At 70.2% G+C, this 18041-nt stretch carries 11 protein-coding genes and 3 pseudogenes; 1 reads left to right on the forward strand and 13 read right to left on the reverse strand.

From position 1 onward, the window contains the following. Positions 1-69: 69 nt before the first annotated feature. Genes ADK57_RS00945 through tkt form a run of 7 tightly spaced genes read right to left on the reverse strand, consistent with a single transcriptional unit; the run spans position 70 to position 8985 of the window. Entirely contained in the window at positions 70-657 is a 588-nt protein-coding gene (locus tag ADK57_RS00945) for a histidine phosphatase family protein (RefSeq protein WP_053747353.1), read from the reverse strand. Between the two features lie 8 nt (positions 658-665). Further along, positions 666-1544, reverse strand: a complete 879-nt coding sequence (gnd, locus tag ADK57_RS00950) for a phosphogluconate dehydrogenase (NAD(+)-dependent, decarboxylating) (RefSeq protein ID WP_053747354.1) — start codon at positions 1542-1544, stop codon at positions 666-668. 1 nt (position 1545) lies between these two features. Further along, positions 1546-3210: a glucose-6-phosphate isomerase gene (gene pgi / locus ADK57_RS00955; protein ID WP_053747355.1), complete on the reverse strand. Its 1665-nt coding sequence runs from the start codon at positions 3208-3210 to the stop codon at positions 1546-1548. After that, the gene (opcA, locus tag ADK57_RS00960) at positions 3203-4138 is read right to left on the reverse strand and encodes a glucose-6-phosphate dehydrogenase assembly protein OpcA (protein WP_053747356.1); all 936 of its coding nucleotides are present in this window, start codon (positions 4136-4138) and stop codon (positions 3203-3205) included. The genes pgi and opcA overlap by 8 nt, the downstream gene beginning before the upstream one ends. Beyond that, positions 4135-5748: a glucose-6-phosphate dehydrogenase gene (gene zwf / locus ADK57_RS00965; protein ID WP_234389888.1), complete on the reverse strand. Its 1614-nt coding sequence runs from the start codon at positions 5746-5748 to the stop codon at positions 4135-4137. The genes opcA and zwf overlap by 4 nt, the downstream gene beginning before the upstream one ends. Further along, entirely contained in the window at positions 5745-6890 is a 1146-nt protein-coding gene (gene tal / locus ADK57_RS00970; protein WP_053747357.1) for a transaldolase, read from the reverse strand. Before tal ends, zwf begins: the two co-directional genes overlap by 4 nt. Positions 6891-6909: 19 nt before the next feature. Beyond that, complete coding sequence (tkt, locus tag ADK57_RS00975; protein ID WP_053747358.1) at positions 6910-8985, reverse strand: transketolase; 2076 nt, start codon at positions 8983-8985, stop codon at positions 6910-6912. A gap of 145 nt (positions 8986-9130) precedes the next feature. Between tkt and ADK57_RS00980 the strand changes: the two are divergent. Beyond that, a pseudogene (locus ADK57_RS00980) lies at positions 9131-10036 on the forward strand (AraC family transcriptional regulator). Between the two features lie 12 nt (positions 10037-10048). On the opposite strand, the gene ADK57_RS00985 reads toward ADK57_RS00980, so the two are convergent. The 6 genes and pseudogenes from ADK57_RS00985 to ADK57_RS01005 form a co-directional block, all read right to left on the reverse strand. Further along, entirely contained in the window at positions 10049-12979 is a 2931-nt protein-coding gene (locus ADK57_RS00985) for a TIR domain-containing protein (protein WP_159049988.1), read from the reverse strand. A 124-nt stretch (positions 12980-13103) separates the two neighbouring features. After that, a complete protein-coding gene (locus ADK57_RS00990) occupies positions 13104-14504 on the reverse strand; it encodes a glycoside hydrolase family 16 protein (RefSeq protein WP_053747360.1) in 1401 nt (466 codons plus the stop codon). Between the two features lie 178 nt (positions 14505-14682). After that, positions 14683-15921 carry a L,D-transpeptidase gene (locus ADK57_RS48665; protein WP_053747446.1) on the reverse strand — a complete coding sequence of 413 codons (1239 nt, stop codon included), beginning with the start codon at positions 15919-15921 and terminating at the stop codon, positions 14683-14685. A 237-nt stretch (positions 15922-16158) separates the two neighbouring features. Beyond that, positions 16159-16830 (reverse strand): annotated as a pseudogene (locus ADK57_RS48670) (MMPL family transporter); the annotation flags it as partial. Between the two features lie 100 nt (positions 16831-16930). Then, complete coding sequence (locus ADK57_RS01000) at positions 16931-17599, reverse strand: response regulator (RefSeq protein ID WP_053747361.1); 669 nt, start codon at positions 17597-17599, stop codon at positions 16931-16933. Continuing rightward, positions 17596-18033 (reverse strand): annotated as a pseudogene (locus ADK57_RS01005) (sensor histidine kinase); the annotation flags it as partial. The gene ADK57_RS01000 and the pseudogene ADK57_RS01005, both read right to left, overlap by 4 nt. Positions 18034-18041 lie beyond the last annotated feature (8 nt).

Genomic DNA, 18041 nt, shown 5'->3' on the forward strand with positions numbered 1-18041 from the left:
CGCACTGCTGCGGCGACCAGGGCCCGGGCCACCGGATGTGTTCGTGGCCCGGGCCGCCGCACGGAGTCGTTATGGGCGGGTGTTCCATTCTGCGATCACCGGTCGACCGTGTTCTGTGGACAGTCGGCTGAATGTCGCCGTCGCGAGCTGGAACAGCCGGCCGTCCGCCGGATCCAGTCCCAGCCGGCGTGCCGTCAGTACCCGCAGGAAATGGGAGTGCGCGATAAGGATCACGTCGCCTTCGTGCAGGGCGGCGTCCACCCGGGCGAGCACCCGGTCGGCGCGCAGTCCCACCTCGGCGGGCGACTCGCCCAGATGCCCGTCGGGGCCGGGCGGCACACCGTCGGTCCACAGGTACCAGTCGGGCCGGGTCCGGTGTATGTCGATGGTGGTGACGCCCTCGTAGGCGCCGTAGTCCCACTCGTGCAGGTCGGGATCGGTCACGACCCCGCTGATGCCCGCCAGTTCGGCGGTGCGTATCGCGCGGCCCAGCGGGCTGGCCAGCGCGAGAGCGAAGGTCCGTGACGAGACGAGCGGAGCGAGGGACTTGGCCTGTTCCTCGCCGTGCTGGGTGAGGGGCAGGTCGGTCCAGCTGGTGTGCTGTCCCGACCTGCTCCACTCCGTCTCGCCGTGGCGGACCAGCAGCAGATCCCCCACGGCCGGACCTACTTCGCCGACTCGACGGCGTGGCCGCCGAACTGGTTGCGCAGCGCCGAGATCATCTTCATCTGCGGCGAGTCGTCCTGACGGGAGGCGAACCGGGCGAACAGCGACGCCGTGATCGCAGGCAGCGGCACCGCGTTGTCGATGGCGGCCTCCACGGTCCAGCGGCCCTCGCCGGAGTCCTGCGCGAAGCCCTTCAGCTTGTGCAGGTGCTCGTCCTCGTCGAGGGCGTTGACGGCCAGGTCGAGGAGCCAGGAACGGATGACGGTCCCCTCCTGCCAGGAGCGGAAGACCTCGCGCACGTCGGTGACCGAGTCCACCGCCTCCAGCAGCTCCCAGCCCTCGGCGTACGCCTGCATCATGGCGTACTCGATGCCGTTGTGAACCATCTTGGAGAAGTGCCCGGCGCCGACCTTGCCCGCGTGGACATAACCGGACGGTCCCTCGGGCTTGAGGGCGTCGAAGATCGGCTGGAGCCGGTCGACGTGCTCCTTGTCGCCGCCGACCATCAGGGCGTAGCCGTTCTGCAGACCCCACACGCCGCCGGAGACGCCCGCGTCGACGAAGCCGATGCCCTTGGCACCGAGCTCGGCGGCGTGCTTCTCGTCGTCGGTCCAGCGGGAGTTGCCGCCGTCGACGACGGTGTCACCGGGGGAGAGGAGGTCGCCGAGTTCGTCGACGACGGACTGGGTGGGGGCGCCGGCCGGGACCATCACCCAGACCGTGCGCGGGGCTTCGAGCTTGCCGACCAGTTCGGGCAGGCCGCTCACGTCGGAGACTTCGGGGTTGCGGTCGTAGCCGATGACGGTGTGGCCGGCGCGGCGGATCCGCTCGCGCATGTTGCCGCCCATCTTGCCGAGGCCGATGAGTCCCAACTGCATGTCAGTTCACTTTCTTCAGTTCGCGGTAGGTGGCCACGAGGGCGGCGGTGGAGGGATCGAGTCCGGGGACGTCCGTGCCCTGGGTGAGGGCGGGCTCGACGCGCTTGGCGAGGACCTTGCCGAGCTCGACGCCCCACTGGTCGAAGGAGTCGATGTTCCAGATCGCGCCCTGGACGAACACCTTGTGCTCGTAGAGGGCGATGAGCTGGCCGAGGACGGACGGGGTGAGTTCCTTGGCCAGGATCGTCGTGGTGGGGTGGTTGCCCTTGAAGGTGCGGTGCGGCACCTGCTCCTCGGCGACGCCCTCCGCGCGCACCTCGTCGGCGGTCTTGCCGAAGGCGAGCGCCTGGCCCTGCGCGAACAGGTTGGCCATCAACAGGTCGTGCTGCGCCGCCAGGTCGTCGTTCAGCTCGCCCAGCGGGCGGGCGAAGCCGATCAGGTCGGCCGGGATGAGCTTGGTGCCCTGGTGGATCAACTGGTAGTAGGCGTGCTGCCCGTTGGTGCCGGGCGTGCCCCACACCACAGGGCCGGTCTGCCACTCCACCGGACTGCCGTCACGGTCCACCGACTTGCCGTTGGACTCCATGTCCAGCTGCTGCAAGTACGCGGTGAACTTGGACAGGTAGTGACTGTAGGGCAGGACGGCGTGCGACTGGGCGTCGAAGAAGTTGCCGTACCAGATGCCCAACAGGCCCAGGATCAGCGGGGCGTTGTCCTCGGCGGGTTCGTTCCGGAAGTGCTCGTCGACGATCCGGAAACCGTCGAGCATCTCCAGGAAGTGGTCCGGGCCGATGGCGATCATCAGGGACAGGCCGATGGCGGAGTCGTAGGAGTAGCGGCCTCCGACCCAGTCCCAGAACTCGAACATGTTGTCCGGGTCGATGCCGAACTCGGTGACCTTCTCCGCGTTCGTCGACAGGGCCACGAAGTGGCTCGCGACGGCCTTGTCCTCGCCTAGGCCGCCGGGGCCGTGCAGCAGCCAGGAGCGGGCCGAGGTGGCGTTGGTGATCGTCTCGATGGTGGTGAACGTCTTGGACGCGACGATGAACAGGGTCTCCGCCGGGTCCAGGTCGCGCACGGCCTCGTGCAGGTCGGCGCCGTCCACGTTCGACACGAACCGGAACGTCAACTCCCGTGCGGTGTACGCCCGCAGGGCCTCGTACGCCATCGCCGGGCCCAGGTCCGAGCCGCCGATGCCGATGTTGACGATGTTCTTGATCCGCTTGCCGGTGTGGCCGGTCCACTCGCCGGAGCGGACGCGGCCTGCGAAGTCGCTCATCTGGTCGAGGACCGCGTGGACCTTGGGGACGATGTTCTCGCCGTCGACCTCGATCACCGCGTTCGCGGGGGCGCGCAGCGCGGTGTGCAGTACGGCGCGGTCCTCGGTGATGTTGATCCGCTCGCCGTCGAACATGGCGTCGCGCAGCCCGAACACGTCGGTGGCGGCGGCGAGTTCCTGGAGCAGGGCGAGGGTCTCGTCGGTGATCAGGTGCTTGGAGTAGTCGATGCGCAGGTCGCCGACGCGCACGACGTACCGCTCGGCGCGGGCGGGGTCCGTGGCGAACAGCTCACGCAGATGCGGGTGCCACTGGGCGCGGTGGTCCTCCAGGGCCGCCCACTGCGGTCGCCGGGTGAGCCTGGGGGACTCGGAAGGGGAGTCAGACATGTGCGGGGATCTCCTTGGTGCCCTCGCCCCGCAGGGCGACGGCGTACATCTCGTCCGCGTCGAGGCGCCGCAGCTCCTCGGCGATGAGTTCGGAGGTGGTGCGGACCTTCAGTGCGAGGGTGCGCGAGGGCTGGCCCGGCAGGGACAGCGTGGCCAGCGGGCCCTCGGGGCGGTCGATGACGATCTCGCCGTTCGCGGTGCCCAGGCGTACGGCCGTCACCACCGGCCCCGCGGTGACGACCCGGTTGACGTTGACGCCGAGGCGGGCCTCCAGCCAGCGGGCCAGCAGTTCGGCGGCCGGGTTCTCCTCCTCGGCCTCCACTGCCGCCGAGGTCACCTTCACCCGGGCCTGGTCCAGGGCCGCCGCCAGCATCGAACGCCACGGCGTCAGGCGGGTCCAGGCGAGGTCGGTGTCGCCGGGCGCGTAGGAGCGGAGCCGGGCCTGAAGCACCTGGAGCGGGTTCTCCACCGCGTACAGGTCGGTGATCCGGCGCTGGGCGAGTGCGCCCAGTGGGTCCTTCGCCGGGTTCTCCGGGGCGTCCACCGGCCACCACACGACGACCGGTGCGTCCGGAAGCAGCAGCGGCAGGACGACGGAGTCGGCGTGGTCGGACACCTCGCCGTACGTCCGCAGGATGACCGTCTCGCCGGTGCCCGCGTCGGCGCCCACCCGCACCTCGGCGTCGAGGTGGGAGTTGGTGCGGTCGCGCGGGGTGCGGGCGTGCCGCTTGATGACGACCAGGGTGCGCGAGGGGTGCTCGTGCGAGGCCTCCTCGGCCGCCTTGATCGCGTCGTAGGCGTTCTCCTCGTCCGTGACGATGACCATCGTCAGGACCATGCCCACGGCGGGGGTGCCGATGGCGCGGCGGCCCTGCACCAGCGCCTTGTTGATCTTGCTTGCCGTGGTGTCGGTCAGGTCGATCTTCATGGCCTGCGCCAGCTCCGTCCGTCTCGTGCGAGCATCTCGTCGGCTTCCTCGGGTCCCCAGCTGCCCGACGCATACTGCGCCGGCCTGCCGTGGTTCGCCCACTGCTCCTCGATCGGGTCGAGGATCTTCCAGGACTCTTCCACTTCCTGGTGACGGGGGAACAGGTTGGCGTCGCCGAGCAGGACATCCAGGATGAGCCGCTCGTACGCCTCGGGGCTGGACTCCGTGAACGACTCGCCGTAGGCGAAGTCCATCGTCACGTCCCGGATCTCCATCGAGGTGCCCGGCACCTTCGACCCGAACCGGACCGTCATGCCCTCGTCGGGCTGGACGCGGATCACGATCGCGTTCTGGCCCAGCTCCTCGGTGGCCGTGGAGTCGAAGGGGGAGTGCGGGGCCCGCTGGAAGACGACCGCGATCTCGGTGACCCGGCGGCCGAGGCGCTTGCCGGTCCTGAGATAGAAGGGCACACCGGCCCAGCGGCGGTTGTCGACGTTCAGCTTGATGGCGGCGTACGTGTCCGTCGTGGAGGCCGGGTCGATGCCGTCCTCGTCGAGGTAGCCGCGCACCTGCTCGCCGCCCTGCCAGGCCGCCGCGTACTGTCCGCGCACCGCGTGGGCGCCGATGTCCTCCGGCAGCTTCACGGCCTTGAGCACCTTCAGCTTCTCCGTGAGCAGCGACTCGGCGTCGAAGGCGGCCGGCTCCTCCATGGCGGTGAGCGCCATCAGCTGGAGGAGGTGGTTCTGGATGACGTCCCGTGCGGCGCCGATGCCGTCGTAGTAGCCGGCGCGGCCGCCGATGCCGATGTCCTCGGCCATCGTGATCTGCACATGGTCCACGTACGACCGGTTCCAGATCGGCTCGTACATCTGGTTGGCGAAGCGGAGCGCCAGGATGTTCTGGACGGTCTCCTTGCCGAGGTAGTGGTCGATGCGGAAGACCTGGTCCGGCTCGAACACGTCGTGCACGAGCGCGTTCAGCTCACGCGCGCTCTTCAGGTCCCGCCCGAACGGCTTCTCGATGACCGCGCGTCGCCAGGAACCCTCGGGGGCGTCCGCGAGGCCGTGCTTCTTCAGCTGCCGGACGACCTTCGGGAAGAACTTCGGCGGTACGGAGAGATAGAAGGCGTAGTTGCCGCTCGTCCCGCGCGAGGCGTCCAACTCGTCGACGGCGGACCGCAGTTGCTTGAACGCCGTGTCGTCGTCGAAGTCGCCCGGGATGAACCGCATGCCCTCGGCGAGCTGCTGCCAGACCTCCTCACGGAACGGCGTGCGGGCGTGCTCACGGACCGCGTCGTGCACGACCTGCGCGAAGTCCTGGTCCTCCCAGTCGCGCCGGGCGAACCCGACCAGGGAGAAGCCCGGCGGGAGCATGCCGCGGTTGGCCAGGTCGTAGACGGCCGGCATCAGCTTCTTGCGGGACAGGTCGCCGGTGACACCGAAGATCACGAGACCGGACGGGCCGGCGATCCGGGGGAGGCGGCGGTCCTGGGGGTGGCGCAGGGGGTTGGACCAGTCGGCCGCGGGGAGGACCGGGACGGTCACCTCCGGCTCGGTCTCCTCGGTCTCCGCTGTTACCGGAGCCGTCGTTTCGGGAAGTTCCTCGCTCATTCCCCGTCAACCCCCTTGCTGGTCAGGGACTTCGTCACGGCGTCCAGCGTGTCCTGCCAGGCCACCTCGAACTTGGCGACGCCCTCGTCCTCCAGCTGCTGCACGACCTCGTCGTAGGAGACCCCGAGCTTCTCCACGGCGGCCAGGTCGGCGCGGGCCTGCGCGTAGCCGCCGGTGACGGTGTCGCCGGTGATCCGGCCGTGGTCGGCGGTCGCGTCGAGCGTGGCCTCCGGCATCGTGTTGACCGTGCCGGGTGCGACCAGATCGTCGACGTACAGCGTGTCCTTGTACGCGGGGTCCTTCACACCGGTCGACGCCCACAGCGGCCGCTGCTTGTTGGCCCTGGCGCCGCCGAGGGTGGTCCAGCGCTCACCGGCGAAGACGGTCTCGTACGCCTCGTAGGCGAGCCGGGCGTTCGCCAGCGCCGCCTTCCCCTTCAGGGACAGGGCCTCGTCCGTGCCGATGACCGTCAGCCGCTTGTCGATCTCGGAGTCGACGCGGGAGACGAAGAAGGAGGCGACGGAGTGGATCTCGGAGAGGTCGAGGCCCTTCGCCCGGGCCTTCTCCAGGCCGGCGAGGTAGGCGTCCATGACCTCGCGGTACCGCTCCAGGGAGAAGATCAGCGTGACGTTGACGCTGATGCCGGCACCGATGACCTCGGTGATGGCCGGCAGGCCCGCCTTCGTCGCCGGGATCTTGATCATGACGTTCGGGCGGTCCACCAGCCAGGAGAGCTGCCTGGCCTCGGCGATCGTGGCCGTCGTGTCGTGGGCGAGGCGCGGGTCGACCTCGATGGAGACCCGGCCGTCACGGCCGCCGGTCGCCCTGTATACGGGATGCAGGATATCGGCTGCGGCACGCACGTCGGCGGTCGTCATCATGCGGACGGCCTCGTCGACCGTGACGCCCCGCACGGCGAGGTCGGTGAGCTGCTCCTCGTAGCCCTCTCCGGAGCCGATGGCGGCCTGGAAGATGGACGGGTTGGTGGTGACGCCCACCACGTGCTTCGTCGCGATGAGTTCGGCCAGGTTGCCGGACTCGATCCGCTTGCGCGACAGGTCGTCCAGCCAGATGGAGACGCCCTCGTCGGACAGGCGCTTGAGTGCTCCCGCGGTCGCGGTTGCTTCGGTCACTTTGATCATCTTCTTTCTGGCGATCGGATCAACCGCGCGCGGCGGCGAGGGATTCCCTGGCGGCGGCGACGACGTTCTCGGCGGTGAAGCCGTACTCGGTGAACAGGGTCTTCGCGTCTGCGGAGGCGCCGAAGTGTTCGAGGGAGACGATGCGTCCTGCGTCACCTACGAACCGGTACCACGTGAGGCCGATCCCGGCCTCGACCGCAACGCGGGCCTTCACGGACGGGGGAAGGACGCTCTCGCGGTACTTGCGCGGCTGCTCCTCGAACCACTCCACGGACGGCATCGACACCACCCGGGTGCCGACCCCCTCGGCCTCCAGCCGCTCCCGCGCGGCGACGGCGAGCTGCACCTCGGAGCCGGTGGCGATGAGGACGACGTCCGGGGTCTCGGTGGAGGACTCCGTGAGCACGTAACCCCCGCGAGCCGCCTCCGGGTTCGGGGTGTAGGCCGGCACGCCCTGGCGGGTGAGCGCGAGACCGTGCGGGGCCGGGTTGGTGGCGTGCCGCTTGAGGATCTCCGCCCAGGCGATGGCGGTCTCGTTGGCATCGGCCGGCCGCACGATGTTCAGGCCGGGGATGGCGCGCAGGGACGCGAGGTGCTCGACCGGCTGATGGGTCGGGCCGTCCTCGCCGAGGCCGATGGAGTCGTGCGTCCAGACGTACGTCACGGGCAGCTGCATCAGCGCGGACAGCCGGACGGCGTTGCGCATGTAGTCGGAGAAGACGAGGAACGTGCCGCCGTAGATGCGGGTGTTGCCGTGCAGCGCGATGCCGTTCATCTCTGCGGCCATGGAGTGCTCGCGGATGCCGAAGTGGATCGTGCGGCCGTACGGGTCGGCCTCCGGGAGCGGGTTGCCCTTCGGCAGGAAGGAGCTCGTCTTGTCGATGGTGGTGTTGTTCGAGCCGGCCAGGTCGGCGGAGCCGCCCCACAGCTCGGGGAGCACCGCGCCGAGTGACTGGAGCACCTTGCCGGAGGCGGCGCGCGTCGCGAGGGACTTGCCCTCCTCGAAGACCGGCAGCGCGTCCTCCCAGCCCTCGGGCAACTGACCTGCGACGACCCGGTCGAAGAGCTTCGCGCGCTCGGGCTGGGCGCCGCGCCACTTGTCGATCCGCTTGTCCCAGGCGGCGTGCGCCTCGGCACCGCGGTCGAGGGCCCGGCGGGAGTGGGCGAGGACCTCGTCCGCCACCTCGAAGGACCGCGACGGGTCGAAGCCGAGGAGGCGCTTGGTGGCGGCGACCTCGTCCTCGCCTAGAGCGGAGCCGTGCGAGGCCTCGGTGTTCCGGGCGTTCGGCGCGGGCCAGGCGATGATCGTGCGCATCGCGATGATCGAAGGCCGCTCGGTGTCGGCCTGCGCGGACCTGAGGGCCGCGTACAGGGCGTGGACGTCGATGTCGCCGTCCTCGGCGGGCTCGATCCGCTGCACGTGCCAGCCGTACGCCTCGTACCGCTTCAGCACGTCCTCGGAGAACGCGGTCGCCGTGTCGCCCTCGATGGAGATGTGGTTGTCGTCGTAGAGGAAGACCAGGTTGCCGAGCTTCTGGTGGCCGGCCAGGGACGACGCCTCGGCGGAGATGCCCTCCTCCAGGTCGCCGTCGGAGACGATCGCCCAGATGGTGTGGTCGAAGGGCGACTCGCCCTCGGGGGCCTCCGGGTCGAACAGGCCGCGCTCGTAGCGGGCGGCCATCGCCATGCCCACCGCGTTGGCGACACCCTGCCCGAGCGGACCGGTGGTGGTCTCGACGCCGGCCGTGTGGCCGTACTCGGGGTGCCCGGGCGTCTTCGACCCATGGGTCCGGAAGGACTTCAGGTCGTCGAGCTCCAGCTCGTACCCGGCGAGGAAGAGCTGGGTGTAGAGGGTGAGCGAGGTGTGGCCGGGGGACAGGACGAAGCGGTCACGGCCCGTCCACTCCGGGTCGGCCGGATCGTGACGCATCACCTTCTGAAAGATCGTGTACGCCGCCGGGGCCAGGCTCATCGCCGTGCCCGGGTGTCCGTTGCCGACCTTTTGCACGGCGTCAGCCGCCAGCAGACGGGCGGTGTCGACGGCACGCCGGTCGAGTTCGGTCCATTCGAAGCTGTCCGGTGTCTGCGTGCTCATCTTCAAGAAGTCCTCGATCGGAGCGAATAGCGGATCTGATGCGTTCAAACTTAAAAGTCTGACTTTTACGAGGGAAGGTCGCGGTGTGTCAGCCTGTGGTGAAAGTGGGACACGGACGGCTCTACCGAGGCGGCACGAGAAGGACATGGCGGACAGAACCATCCAAGGGGGAGACGGTGACGGGGGCGTGGACGGGATCAGAACGTTCCCCTTCCCGGTCGAACTGAGCGTCGGCGGTGTCGGCATGCAGGTCGGCCCGATGGGAGCCGGCCGCACCTGGCACGCGGACGCACCGCTGGAACGCGTGCACCGCATCGACTTCCACGTCGTCATGCTCTTCAGCGACGGCCCCGTACACCACATGATCGACTTCGCCGAGTACGAGGCGACGGCCGGCGACCTGCTGTGGATCCGCCCCGGGCAGGTCCACCGCTTCTCGTCGACGAGCGAGTACCGCGGAACCGTCCTGACCATGCAGCCCGGCTTCCTGCCCCGCGCCACCGTCGAGGCCACCGGCCTGTACCGCTACGACCTCCCGCCCCTGCTGCGCCCCGACGAGCGCCGGCTCGCCGCGCTCCGGGCCGCCCTTTCCCAACTCCGGCGCGAGTAAGAGGACTCGAGCACCCTCCCGCTGAGCCTGCACACCTCGGTACTGCGCCACACCCTGACCGCGTTCCTCCTGCGGCTGGCCCATCTCGCCGCGAGCTCGGCGGAGGCGGCCCGACGACAGTCGGACACCACCTTCACCCTCTTCCGTGACGCCGTCGAGAGGGGCTTCGCCACCAACCACAGCGTCAGCGCCTACGCCGACGCCCTCGGCTACTCCCGCCGCACCCTCGTCCGCGCGGTCCGCGCCGCCACCGGCGAGACCCCCAAGGGCTTCATCGACAAACGCGTGATCCTGGAGGCGAAGCGCCTGCTCGCCCACACGGACATGCCGATCGGCCGGGTCGGCGCCGCCGTCGGATTCCCCGACGCCGCGAACTTCTCGAAGTTCTTCCACCAGCACACGGAGCTGACGCCGGCGGCGTTCCGGGCGGAGTTGCGCTGAGGCCGCCGCGGTTCACGCCGGGCAGGGTGTCGGCCGGCCGATGCCGAAGCGGTCCTGTTCGGCGTCGGTGAGGTTGCGGTCCGCGCGGGTGCAGGCGGCCCGGATCCAGGAGGCGAGGTCGGTGGACCACAGGGTCGCGCCGGGCTGCCTGATCGAGGAGGCGTCGACGACCAACTCCATGCTTTCGTCGTAGATGTGCCGGGCCGCGTCGGTCGCCGACAGCAGGTGTCTGCCGTCGGGGGTGAAGACCAGGTCCCCCACCGGCTGACAGGGGCTGCCCACGCACTCGGCCGGTGCGGTGTCCGTGGTCAGGGCCGGGCCCAGGGCGCGTCGGGTCGCGACGTCCACGAGGAGGACACGGCCCTGGTCGCCGCCGAGGGCCAGCAGCCGGCCGTCGGGGGAGAACTCCGCGCTGAGCACCTCGCCGATGTGCGCGGGCATCCGGTCGCCGATCCGCCGACGGTCGGGCACGTCCCAGAAGGCGTACGTGCCGTCCTCGCTCGCGACGGCCAGCGTCTTTGCGTCCGGGCTGAAGGCGAGACCCCGGACATACGAGTCGTAGCCGCCGAGCGTGCCCAGGACACGCCCCTCGACGACGTCCACCAGGACGGCGGTGCCGCCCTCCGTACCGGCGACGAGCAGCGAACCGTCCCGGCTGAAGGCGAGCTCGCGGACGTTCTCGTCCCCCTCCGGCACCTTCACGAGCAGCTTGTGGTCGGCGACCCGGCGGACGACGATGTGACCGTCGTAGGTCGCGGCCGCGACCAGACGCCCGTGGTCGCCGAGGGTGACGGCGGTGGTCATGGTCCCCAGGGACCAGTCGGCACGCCGGGTGCCGGAGGTGACGTCCCACCCTTTCACCGACCCGTCGTCGGAGGCCGAGAACAGCGTCCGCTCGTCCTCGCTCAGCGCCAGCGCCCGCAGGGACACCGACGACGCCTGTCCGCTGAGTCCATGACGCAGCGTCAGCCCGCCCACGGTGATGGTGCCGTCGGCACCTCCGACCGCCACCCGGCCGCCAGACCCGCGGCCCACGGCTACGGCGACGGCGTCACCCGGGCTGCCCCGCACCACTTCACCCAGCGTCCCGGGCCCGCGCACGTCCCAGACGGCCAGCCTGCCCGTGCCCTGCACACCCCAGATCATCGAGGTCCCGTGGTCGAGGAAGACGGCGCTGGTCCCCGACAGATGGTCCCTCGACAGCCGTTCGCCGATGAACTCCCAGGATCCGACCTCCCACAGGCGTGCCCCCGTCTGTGAGCCGCCGGTCACCAGCACCCGGCCGTCCGGGCTGAAGGCCAGGGCGTCGACCGGGTTGGCGCGGGCAGCGGGTTCGGGCTCGACGACCACTTTCCAGCCGTCGGTGCGCCACACCGTCAGTGCGCCGAGCCCGGTGCCCGCGGCCAGATGGGTGCCCTTGGGATCGAAGGCCAGCGTCCGTGCCGCACCGGCCCGCTTCTTCCCGGCCGACACCGACAGCTTGGTCAGGCACCGTCCGGTCCGGGTGTCCCACACCAGGACGTCACCCCGCCAGTCGCCGGAGACCAGGAGCCTGCCGTCGGGACTGAAGGCCACCGTGTTGATGAAGTTGGTGTACTCGGTGAGCCCGTTGTCGTAGATCTGGGCGTGTCCCTTCAGGGGCGCGCTCCACCGGTGGTCCTTCAGATGCCGGATGCGCAGCGTGTTGTCGTTGGCGGGCATGGCCAGTGAGGCGCTGTCCGGGGAGAAGGCCACGGCGGTGGGGGAGGCCACCGGTATCAAGTCGTTGCCCGGGTCGGGCCGCCCACGGCTCTGCGGAACGGTCATCCGCTCGGTCACGCGCCGCTCGGCGACGTCCACCAGCTGGACGCTGCGCGGATCGCCGCGTGTCGCGACTGCCAGCCACCGCCCGTCCGGGCTGAAGACCGGCGTGCCGACCGGGCCCCGGATGTTCCAGGCGGGCCGCCCCGTCGGCAGGGTGACGAGACGGACGCCGTCCCGCAAGGGGACCGCCAGGAGCCGGCCGCCGGGCTGGACCGCCAGCGGCAGATGACGGAGCGGATCGTCCCGCCGAGCGGCCGGGACTCCCGCCAGCACGTCGAGGAAACGGGCCTGGCGCGGACGGGTCCGCAGCGCGGTGAACAGTGCTCTGCGGGCCTCGACCGTGGGCCGTTCCCCGACCGCCTCGCGCCCCAGCAACAGCCCCAGGTCCAGCCCGTCCTTCAGGGCGTCCTCGGAGCGCGTCGCCAACTCGCGCGAGCGGGCCTGGTGGGCCGCCTCCACCTGGGCGAGCCCCACGATCAGGGCGACCGTCGTCAACACCGCCGCGAACACCGTCCCGGCGCCCCACCGCCGGCGGGCGGCGGAGCGCCCCTTGGCGATGTACTCCCGCTGCAGACCGGTCGGACTCGACTCGGCGTCGGCCGTGCTGTCGGCCAGCCACCCCACCGCGGTCCTGAGGTCCCGGCCGCGCAGCAGCGCACTGCGCCGACGGCCGTTCACGCTCCACTCGTAGGCCTGCGCCAGCAGCAGCGTGTGTCTGTGGACCCGATCCAGATCGAGCGCGAGCACGCGCACGAGTTCGTCGGTGTCGTCGCCGTTCGTCTCCTGAATCGGGTCCAGTGCCTGCGGCAGGTCCTGCCGTGGCACCGCCTCGTGCACCAACGGCACGATCCGCTTGCCGTACTCCACCGCCAGAGCGAGCTCCTCGCGGCACATGGCGGAGCTCACCGAACGCGGTGTGACGACGAAGAGGAACACGTCCGAGCGGCGGATGCCGTCCGCCACCTCGTCGCGCCACTGCGACGACACCGGGATGTCGACGAGATCGATCCATACGTTGACACCCTTGTCCCCGAGCCGCTCCTTGAGCCCTTCGACGTCCTCGCGGTCCTGGCGCGAGTAGGAAACGAACACATGCTTTCCGGGGTCGGCCGCGGGGCCAACTCGCTTGCGCAGACGCATGAGTTGAGCATGGGGGACGGAAACGGGCCCGGGCATGGCGAGTACGGAATATGCGCTCATGTACGTATGCGCGAGTGGGGTCCGTGAGGAGCCCGCATCCGCGGTACTCCTCACGGAGAAGGCGTCAGTGACCGAAGTTGAACCAGTTCACGTTCACGAAGTCCGCCGACTGGCCGCTGGTGAACGTCAGATACACGTCGTGCGTGCCCGTCACGGAGCTGATGTTCGCCGGGACCGTCCGCCACGACTGCCAGCCGCCCGTGTCGGCCAGCGAGAAGCTGCCGACGGGTGTGCCGGTACGGCTGTCCAGGCGGACCTCGACCAGACCGCTGACGCCGCCCGCCGCGCCGCTCGCGACCCGGGCGACGAACTGGGTGGCCGCCGTGGAGCCGAAGTTGACGCCCCGGTAGAGAGCCCAGTCGCCGTTGGCGAGGGAGCCGATGTTCTGGCCGCCGCCGGTGTCGGAGGTGGTCTCGGTGCTGGTGCCGGACTGGCCGTCGAACGACTCGGCCTGGATGGCGCTGTAGGCGTCACGGTTGCCGGTCGGCGGGGGAGTGGTGGTGCCGCCGCCGGTGGCCGACAGCACCTGCACGTAGTCCACGGTCATGGGGACGCCGGAGCGGGTGTCGCCGTCCAGGCCGCCGCCGAACGCGTCGGGGAAGGCGCCGCCCATCGCCACGTTCAGGATGACGAAGAAGCCGTGGTTGGTGGCGTTGGACCAGGTCGTCGCGTCGACCTGGCCGGCGGTGACGGTGTGGAAGTTGACGCCGTCGACGGAGAAGCGGATCGCCTCGGGGCTCACCGAGCGGTCCCACTCCATCGTGTAGGTGTGGAAGCCGGACTGGCAGGTCGTGCCGGGACAGGAGGTCGAGTTGCCGAGGCCGGTCGTCTCGTTGCACGGGCCGCCCGGATTGGTGCCGCAGTGCATCGTGGCCCACACGGTGTTGCGGCCCTGGACGTTCTCCATGATGTCCAGCTCGCCGACGCTCGGCCAGTTCTGGTAGTTGCCGCGATAGGGCGCGCCCAGCATCCAGAACGCCGGCCAGTAGCCCTCGGCCGCCGTGCCGGTGACGTTCGGCATCTGGATGCGGGCCTCGACGCGCAGCTTGCCGCCCGACGGGGGCTGGAAGTCGGTGCGGTTGGTCTCGATGCGGCCCGAGGTCCAGTTGCCGGCCGCGCTGCGCAGCGGGGTGATGCGCAGGTTGCCGTTGCCGTCGAGCGAGACGTTGTTGGTGCTGCTCGTCATCGTCTCGACCTCGCCGGTGCCCCAGTTGGCGGGGCCGCCGGGATACGAAGTCCCGGTGGCGTACTGCCAGTTGGAGGTGTTGACGCCGGTGCCCGCGGCACCGGTGAAGTCGTCGAGGAAGACCTGCGACCAGCCCGCCGGGGGCGTGGGCGCGGAGGCGTTCGCGGACGGGGAGGCCACTGTGGCAGCGGCCGCCGCGAGGCCCAGGGTGCTGACGACGGCGACGAACGCCCGACGGAACGGGCGCCGTCTGCGGGGTATGCCGGAGGAATCACTCATGGGGGTGCCTCTCGGGTACGGAATGGGGTGCGCGGGTGCCTTGGAGACACCTTGAGAGCCTTCTGAGAGCGCTCTCAAAGTGCGCCCAATGTGCTCCCGGTCACTCCGGCCGTCAAGAGGTGTAACAGTGAAAGTCCTTCTGCCCCAGGTGAGTTAACCCGATGAAGACATGAATGTGCTAAAGCGCGCTGCCGGCCTTCCAGTCCTCCCACGACAGGTTCCAGCCGTTGAGTCCGTTGGCCGGATCGACGGTGTCCTCGCCGGAGTTCTTCACGACGACGACGTCACCGAGCATCGAGCTGTCGTAGAACTTGTAGCCGGCCACGGAGCTGTCGCTCGCGCCCTTCGCGTCGTGGAGACCGATGCAGCCGTGACTGGCGTTCTCGCTGCCGAACACCGAGGTGGACGCCCAGTAGTTGCCGTGGACGAAGGTGCCGGACGTGGTCAGCCGCTGGGCGTGCGGGACGTCCGCGATGTCGTACTCGTCGCCGAGGCCGACCGTCGAGGACTCCATGCGGGTCTGTTCGAACCGCTCGCTGATCACCATGATCCCGGACCAGGTGGTGTGGTCGGCGTCGCCGCCCGACACCGGGTAGGTGGCAGTGGTCACGCCGTCGCGCCGGACCGTCATCCGCTTGGTGGCGAGGTCGACCGTACTGATCTGCTCGCGGCCGATGTGGAAGGTGACGTCCTTCGACTGCATACCGTAGACACCATCCGTTCCCTCGATGTCCTTCAACCGCAAACCGAGCGTGATCGTGGTGCCGGCCGCCCAGTACGTCTCGGGCCGGAAGTCGAGCCGGGTGTCGCTGAACCAGTGTCCGACGACCTCGACCGCGGGCTCGGCGGTCACCGTGATCGCCTTCTCGACGGCGGCCTTGTCCGTCACCGCGTGCGTGAAGTTGATCGACACGGGCATACCGACGCCGGACGTCGAGTTCGCCTCGGGCGTGAAGTAGCCGACGAAGGTCTCGCCGGGCGACTTCGTGGTGAACGTCGCGCTCTCCTCGGTGCCGCCCTCCGCCTCGGCGGTGACCTGGTACTTCGTGCCCGAGTACGGGTTCTCGGCCGAGGTCCATCTCGTCCGGGCGTCGTTGAAGGAGCCGGCCAGCGAGGAGCCGTCGTTGCCGGTGACCTCCACGGAGGTGAGCGTGCCGTCGGTCACGGTCACCTCGACGGGGCTGGTGAAGCCGGCCTTCTTGGTGCCGTCGGCGGGGGTGACGGCGATGACCGCCTTCTTCGTGGCGGCCCGTACGGAGGCCGTCGACGTCTTTCCCTCCGAGGCATCTGCCGTGCCGCCGTCGCACCCGGTGAGTACGGCGGCGGCGGGGACCGCGCCGAGCAGACCGAGCAGCCCGCGCCGGGACCACCCCTTTGACTGCCGCTCGGACCGGTTCGGTATGTGCGGGACGCCCACGGCACGCCTTCCTGAGATATCCATCTTTGCGGGTGCATCGTGCGCCTCGTACCTTGGGTGATCCTTTGAAACGGCGGATCGCTGTCTGAGATTCCGGTGAAGAGATTCCGGTGAAGACCCCCACCGGCGTCGGACGCGCGTCAGGCGTTCGTCGTCACCGACGGCCCGGCCGCCACCGGCTCGCTCGGACCGAACCGCTCGTGCACCCGTCGCAGCGGCTTCGGCGCCCACACCGAGGGCGGCACCCAGACTGAGCAGCGTCGTCACGATCGTGCGCAGCGGGATCAGCAGCGAGCCGGTGAAGGCGAACAGGAGGACGAAGATCCCGGCGAGGACGGTGCCGGCCGCCCAGGGCGCCCGGTCCCGGAGCATCTGCCGGAAGTCGACCAGCCGGGCCGCCGGGCCGGTGACCTGGACGGGTTCGTCGCCGCGCAGCTCCCGTACCCGCTCGACCAGACCGGTCGCCGCCGGGCCGTCGACGCTGCCGTTCGGCCGGAGGCGGACGAGCATGCCGCCGTCCGGCAGCGGGTTCGCGTCCGTGAACTCCGGCAGCGCGCGGATCGGGCGGTCACCGCCGCGTCGGTGCCCGGCTTCACGACGACCGCCACCGGCGACACCCAGTGCCGGGTGGGAAGTGCTCGTCCACGGTGTCGTACAACGCCGGGCCTCGGTGTCTGCGGGCACCTGGCGCGCGTCCCCGAGGTTGATGGTCATGCCGGTGACGGGCAGGGCGAGCACGAGCAGCGCCGGTACGACCGTGCCGAGGACGAGGACCTTGCGGCGGGCCGAGAAACGGGCGAGGCGGGCGAAGAGGCGGCCCTCCTCACGCCCTGGCCCGGGGCGTGACGGGGCGATCCTGCCGCCGAACCCGGCCGGCATCGCCGGCGGCAGGGTGATCGCCGCGAGCATGTCGATGACGACGACCGCGGCCACCGCGAGTCCCACGCTGCGCAGGAAGGTGCTCGGGAACACCAGCAGCCCGGTCGGACTGTGCGGCCCGGATCCCCCGCTAGGGGGAGCCCGGAGCCACCAGACCCGTCTCGTAGGCGCAGATCACCGCCTGCACCCGGTCCCTGAGGCCCAACTTGCCCAGCACGTTGCCGACATGGGCCTTGACGGTGTGTTCGCTGACGAACAGGGTCGTCGCGATCTCCGCGTTGGACAGCCCGCGCGCCAGCATCCGCAGCGTCTCCACCTCGCGGGCGGTCAGCACGCCCAGCCGGTCCGGCGCCGCCTCGGCGACGGACTCTGCGTGCCGGCGCCGCACGATGTCCGCGACCAGCCGACGCGTCACCGCCGGAGCCGGCAGCGAGTCGCCCGCCGCGACCACCCGGACCGCGTGCACCAGGTCGTCCCGGCGCACGTCCTTCAGCAGGAACCCGCTCGCCCCCGCGTACAACGCCTCGTACACGTACTCGTCCAGGTCGAACGTGGTCAGCATGACCACCTTGCAACTCGACTGCGCGCACACCCGCCGCGCCGCCTCCAGGCCGTCCATCACCGGCATCCGGATGTCGAGCAGCAGCACGTCCGGCGTGTGCCGCAGCACCGCCGCGACCGCCTCGCCGCCGTCCCCGGCCTCGCCGACCACCTCGATGTCCGCCTGCGCCTCAAGGATCATGGTGAAACCGCTGCGGACCAGCTCCTGGTCGTCGGCGACGACAACCCGGATGCTCACCCGAGAGCCGCCTGCCGGTCGACGTTCGTCGGCAGCCGTACGACGACCCGGAAACCGCCGTCCGGCCCGCGCCCCGTCTCGGCGCGGCCCCCACAGGCAAAGGCCCGCTCCCTCAGCCCGATCAGCCCGTGCCCGCCGCGGGAGTGCGCGGGGCCCTGGCCGTCGTCCGTCACCGTGACCGTCAACTCGTCCTCCGCCCAGTCGAGTTCGACCCGTGCGGAGGAAGCGTACGCGTGCTTCACCGTGTTGGTCAGGGCTTCCTGCACGGCACGGTACGCGGCGACTTCCGTGTCCGGAGCCGGCGCCCGTGGCTCCCCGGCGACACACAACTCCACCTGCAGACCGGCCGATTCGGACACCTGCCGGACCAGAGCCGGCAGCCCGGCGAGATCCGGCTGCGGCAATCGGGCCAGACCGGCCCTGCGTGGCTCCTCAGCGCACG

The organism is Streptomyces sp. MMG1533 (assembly GCF_001279775.1).
Taxonomy (GTDB): domain Bacteria; phylum Actinomycetota; class Actinomycetes; order Streptomycetales; family Streptomycetaceae; genus Streptomyces.